Below are 3,799 nucleotides of genomic sequence, written 5' to 3' on the forward strand. Positions count from 1 at the left end.
GCACGTCGGCCACCGCCTCGGCGAAGGCCTCGCCGTCCGGGTACCGGCGAGCCGGGTCCTTGACCATGGCGTCGGCGAGGAGCCTGCGGACCGGCGGCGGCACCGAGTCGGGCAGCGGTGGCGGCGTCTCCCGGACGTGCATCATCGCCACGCTCACCGGTGAATCGGCCACGAACGGCCTGCGCCCGGAAACGCACTCGTACCCCACCACGCCGAGCGAGTACACGTCACCGGCCGGGGTGGTCTCGTGCCCCATGGCCTGCTCGGGGGCGATGTACTGGGCGGTGCCCACGACCATCCCGGCCTGGGTGACCGCCGCGGACCCCATCGACTTGGCGATGCCGAAATCGGTGAGCTTGACCTGCCCGGAGGGCGTGATGAGGATGTTGCCCGGCTTGACGTCCCGGTGCACCAACCCGATCGCGTGTGCGGCGTTGAGCGCGCGACCGGTCTGCTCCAGCATGTCGAGGGTGTGGCGCAGCGGGAGCGACCCCTCGCGGGACAGGACGTCGGACAGCGGCTCGCCCACCACGAGCTCCATGACCAGGTAGGACAGTGGGCTACCCGAGGCCGGGTCGTCGATCTGCCCGTAGTCGTAGACCGTCGCGATCCCCGGGTGCGAGATCCGTGCCGTCACCTTGGCCTCGGACCGGAACCGCTCGACGAACTCCTGGTCGGAGGAGAACTCGGCCTTGAGCACCTTCACCGCCACGTGCCGGTCCAGCACCGCGTCGGCGGCCTCCCAGACCTGACCCATCCCGCCCGTGGCGATCAGGCGCAACAGGCGGTACCGGCCGGACAGGAGCGCTCCGGAGTTGAGGCTCATCCGGCTCCCCCGAGGAGGGCACCGAGGACCTCGCGCCCGATGGGGGCGGCGTAGGTGGAGCCCACAGTGTCGCGGGTGACGCCCGGCCCGGATTCGATCGCCACGGCCACGGCCACGTCCTGCCCGGGTACGAACGCGATGTACCAGGTGTAGGGGACGGACTCCGCGGCGTCCACGCCGTGCTCCGCGGTGCCGGTCTTGGAGGCGATGGTCACCCCGGGCAGGCCGCCCCCGGCGTTGCGCTCCGCGCCCTCCATGAGCTCGGTGAGGGTGCCGGCCTGCTCGTCGGTGAGGGCGCGTCCGGCGTCCTCGGGGGTGAACCCCTGCACCACGGAGAGGTCCGGCGCCGTGAGCGAACGGATCAGCTTCGGCTGCATACGCACCCCGCCGTTGGACACGGTCGCGGCCACCATGGCGTTCTGCAGCGTGGTCATGCGGACATCGCTCTGACCGATCGAGCTCATGGCGAGCTGGGCGGCGTCCTCCATCTGGCCGAGCCCGGACGGCGCCGCGGGGATCCCGAGCTCGTCCGGCTCACCGCCGTCCACACCGAAGCGCTCGGCCATCTCGGTGAACGCGTCGGCACCGATCTCCTGGCTGAGCTCCACGAAGGGCACGTTGCAGGAGAGCTCGAACGCGGTGCGGAGGGTCACGGTGCCGCCCCCGCAGGCCTGGCCGGCGTAGTTCTGCAGGAACGTGGAGGTCCCGGGCAGCAGGGTGCGGTCCGCGCCGGAGACCGGGGTCTCCGGTCCCATCCCGGACTCGAGGGCGGCGGCGGTGGTGATGACCTTCATGGTGGACCCGGGAGGCAGGGACTGCTGGGTGGCGTGGTTGAGCAGCGGCCGGTCGGGGCTCTGCTCGATCCGCGCCATCTCCTGCGTGCGGACGGTCTGCTCCTGGCTGGACAGGGCGTTGGGATCGAAGGACGGGCTGGAGGCCAGCGCCAGGACCTCGCCGGTGGAGGGTCGGACCGCCGCCACGGAACCCACGAAGGGTCCCTGGCCCGCGCCCCGCTGCAGCGCCGCGTAGGCGACCTCCTGGGCGACGGGGTCGAGCGTCAGCTCCACCGAACCGCCCTGGGGGGTGCGCCCGGAGATGAGCCCCGAGATGCGCTGGGAGAGCAGCCGCGGGTCGGACCCGTTGAGGAACGCGTCCTGGGACTGTTCGATCCCCGAGGTGGCGAACTGCAGGGAGTAGTACCCGACCGTCGGGCCGAACGCGGTCGGACCGGTGGGATAGGTGCGCTCGAACTCGTACCTGCCCTCGGAGGGGACCGACATGGCCAGCACCCGGCCGCCGGCGGTGATCTGCCCGCGCTGGCGGGAGTACTCGTCGAGCAGCATCCGGGTGTTGCGGGGGTCGGCGCGCAGGTCGTCGGCGCGGAAGACCTGCACCCAGGTGAGCTGCAGGAGCAGCGCGACCACCATGACGATGGCGGCGATCGCGATCCTGCGGATGGCGGCGTTCACGCGGCGCTCACCCGGACTTCCGGACGCGGGCCAGCAGCGGGGTCCGCATCATGCCCGTGGCGGCCTCGGCGAGCGCGGGTGTCTGACGCGGGGTCGGCAGCGGCCGCCGGGCGTCGTCCGACAACCGGAGCAGGATGGCCAGCAGGGCGTAGTTGGCGAGCAGGCTCGACCCGCCGTAGGCCATGAAGGGCAGGGTGAGCCCGGTGAGCGGGATGAGGGTGGAGACCCCGCCGACCACCACGAACACCTGGATGGCCACGGTGAAGGCCAGGCCGACGGCGACGAGTTTGCCGAAGCTGTCCCTGATGGTCAGACCCACGCGGATCCCGCGCAGGACGATGATCGTGTAGATCATCAGCACGGCGGCGAGGCCGATCAGGCCCAGTTCCTCGCCGATCGTGGAGGTGATGAAGTCGGTGCCCGCGAACGGCACCTGGTCCGGCCGCCCGTTGCCGAGTCCGGTGCCGCCCATGCCGCCGGAGGCGAGACCGAACAGTGCCTGCGAGCTCTGATAACCGCCGGTGTCGAAGTAGGCGAAGGGGTCCTGCCAGATCTGGAACCGCACCCGCACGTGCCCGAAGAGGGCGTAGGCCAGCACGCCACCGACACCCACCAGCACCACGCCGATGAGCAACCAGCTGACGCGCTCCGTGGCCACGTAGAGCATGGTGAGCACGGTGGCGAAGAGCAGGAGCGCCATGCCGAGGTCCGTGTTGAACACCAGCACGCCCAGGGACAGGAACCACGCCACGATGATCGGCCCGAGGTCACGCCCGCGGGGCAGGTCCACGCCGAGGATCCGCCGACCGGCGCTGGTGAACAGCTCCCGCTTCTCGACCAGGATCGAGGCGAAGAAGATGATGAGCAGGATCTTGGCGAACTCGCCGGGCTGGATGGTGAAGCCGGGCAGGATGATCCAGTTCTTGGCGCCGTTGATCTCGGAGAACCGGGCGGGCAGCACCGCCGGGATCGCCAGCAACACCAGGCCGGCGAAACCCATGGTGTAGCCGTACCGGGACAGCACCCGGTGGTCCCGGAGGAAGTACAACACGGCCGCCATGAAGGCCAGCCCGATGAGGGTCCACAGCAGCTGCCGGGTGACGTCCATCCCCGGCGGGTCGGTGCCGTTGGCCACGGCGCGCGCCGCGTACGCCAGGTCGAGGCGGTAGATCAGCACCAGGCCCAGGCCGTTGAGCAGGGCGACCGCCGGCAGGAGCACCGGGTCCGAGAAGGGGGCCAACCACCGGATCAGCAGGTGGGCGCCGCCGCACAGACCGAGGTAGGCGAGGGTGAGCCAGAGCAGTGTGAGGCTGAGTTCCTGCTCCTGGGCCAGCTGGACCAGGAGCAGTGCGAATCCGACGATCACCGAGGCGGCGACCAGCAGGACGAGCTCCTTGCCGCGGCGGGGCGGGGCCGGAGCCGCCTGCGTTCCGGGTACGGGGGCGGCCACGGGTCAGCTCACCGCCCGGCAGTCGACTCCCGGCACGGGGGCCGGGGCGGGCGG

General features: G+C 71.2%; 3 protein-coding genes. All 3 read right to left on the reverse strand.

The annotated features are described in order from the left end of the window. A partial coding sequence (locus G6021_RS01805) for a serine/threonine-protein kinase (protein ID WP_182640538.1) occupies window positions 1-826 on the reverse strand: 826 nt, incomplete at its 3' end. Next, on the reverse strand, window positions 823-2,295 hold the full coding sequence (locus tag G6021_RS01810; RefSeq protein ID WP_182616176.1) for a penicillin-binding protein 2: 1,473 nt from the start codon (window positions 2,293-2,295) through the stop codon (window positions 823-825). The genes G6021_RS01810 and G6021_RS01805, both read right to left, overlap by 4 nt. Before the next feature lie 7 nt (window positions 2,296-2,302). Next, window positions 2,303-3,745, reverse strand: a complete 1,443-nt coding sequence (locus G6021_RS01815) for an FtsW/RodA/SpoVE family cell cycle protein (RefSeq protein WP_182640539.1) — start codon at window positions 3,743-3,745, stop codon at window positions 2,303-2,305. Window positions 3,746-3,799 lie beyond the last annotated feature (54 nt).

The sequence above is a fragment of the Dietzia sp. CW19 genome (assembly GCF_014145265.1).
Taxonomy (GTDB): domain Bacteria; phylum Actinomycetota; class Actinomycetes; order Mycobacteriales; family Mycobacteriaceae; genus Dietzia; species Dietzia natronolimnaea.